The sequence below is a fragment of the Pseudomonas sp. WS 5411 genome, from assembly GCF_012985595.1.
GTDB lineage: Bacteria > Pseudomonadota > Gammaproteobacteria > Pseudomonadales > Pseudomonadaceae > Aquipseudomonas > Aquipseudomonas shahriarae.
In genome coordinates this window covers 1-1,208 of record NZ_JAARMC010000052.1, presented here as the reverse complement: position 1 = coordinate 1,208, position 1,208 = coordinate 1, and the positions used below count along the sequence as shown (strand labels likewise).

General features: G+C 60.3%; 1 protein-coding gene and 1 pseudogene. One reads left to right on the top strand and one right to left on the bottom strand.

The window, feature by feature from the left end; all coding sequences use genetic code 11:
* Positions 1-269: 269 nt before the first annotated feature.
* Positions 270-737 carry a GNAT family N-acetyltransferase gene (locus HBR93_RS26720; RefSeq protein ID WP_169961434.1) on the bottom strand — a complete coding sequence of 156 codons (468 nt, stop codon included), beginning with the start codon at positions 735-737 and terminating at the stop codon, positions 270-272.
* Positions 738-961: 224 nt separating this feature from the next.
* Here HBR93_RS26720 and HBR93_RS26715 point away from each other — a divergent pair.
* Positions 962-1,208: pseudogene (locus tag HBR93_RS26715) on the top strand (ribonucleotide-diphosphate reductase subunit beta); the annotation flags it as partial.

The window sequence follows — 1,208 nt, the reverse complement described above, 5'->3', positions numbered from 1 at the left end:
GGATGGCCGATCGCGGCGGGCCCACGGAGCAATGCCTGACTGCGGGCATGCCGAGCCTAGGCGAGGCACCGAGTGGTGGGGCAAGAGCCCTTTTGGTTACTTTTGGGGCTCTTTTCCAAAAGTGACCCGCCGTAAGGGCGGAACCAATAGCCGCCGTCATACAAAAAACGGATATGCCCCCCGAAGAACCCACAGTGTTGTTCCGATCTTCCAGAGCAGACGCAGGCAGTCTTGCAGGACCAGCAAGAAGCAACTGGTAGAGCACCGAACTACAAAGCCCGCTCCATCTTGATGATCTCAATGGACACCGGGCTATTGCCCCGGCTGAATGTTCCCTTGCCAATCTTGCGGAAGCCATGCGAGGCATAGAATTTTTCGGCGGTCAGGGTCGCCTCCAGATAGGCCCTGTCATGCCCAGCTGCGGCGATGCGCTGCAAAGCTTCGGCCAGCAGACGCGCACCAAGCCCCTGCCCGGCTGCCTCCCCGCGAATAAACAACTTGCTGACTTCATGGCCGTCGATCTCCACGAAGCCCTGGAGCCTGTCGTTGCAAGCCAACCACAGGTTGCCCGCGTCGATGGCCGAGCGGTAGGTCTCAGGTGAGCGACCGTCGAGCCACATGGCGATCTGCTCGGGACCGTAGTCGGCATTGCACAGGTTTTCGACGGAGTTTTTATGCACCAGGAAGATGCTCTCGGCGTCTTCTGGGGTCGCTGGGCGGATCAGTAGATTTTTCATTCCCTTGAGATTCCGAGTGTGGCCAGTAAACCCAGGCGTTATAGCCGATCTTGCGCCGGGCAGCGACCGAAGACCGCACATCTTGTGCGTTGACCAACTTTCCGATACACCATATAGTGTGCCCACCCAGGCAGGCGACCACTACATAGTGTGCGAAGCCGGTAATTATCGAGTTTTCTGGACGGTTTCATACGCCGCCAGAACAGACCAGGAAGGAGTATTTCATGCTGAGTTGGGACGAAGTCGACAACGAAGACACCGGTGCAGCGGTCATCCGTGGCACCAACGCCGGCCACGCCACCGAAGCCAACATGGACCGCCTCGACGGTGCCGGCGCTGCCGCTGCCATCGAAGCCCGCGCCGTCACCGCCAACGACTCCGCCGCCATCGTGCGCGCCAAGGCTGCCCTGGACAAACTCGACGTCGCCGAAGGCCTCGCCGAACTCGAAGGCGCTTCCGCCCGTGTTGCCG

Bases quoted from the DNA above. Each gene is read 5' to 3' on its own strand.
- HBR93_RS26720 (WP_169961434.1), bottom strand. From the start codon at position 737: ATGAAAAATCTACTGATCCGCCCAGCGACCCCAGAAGACGCCGAGAGC.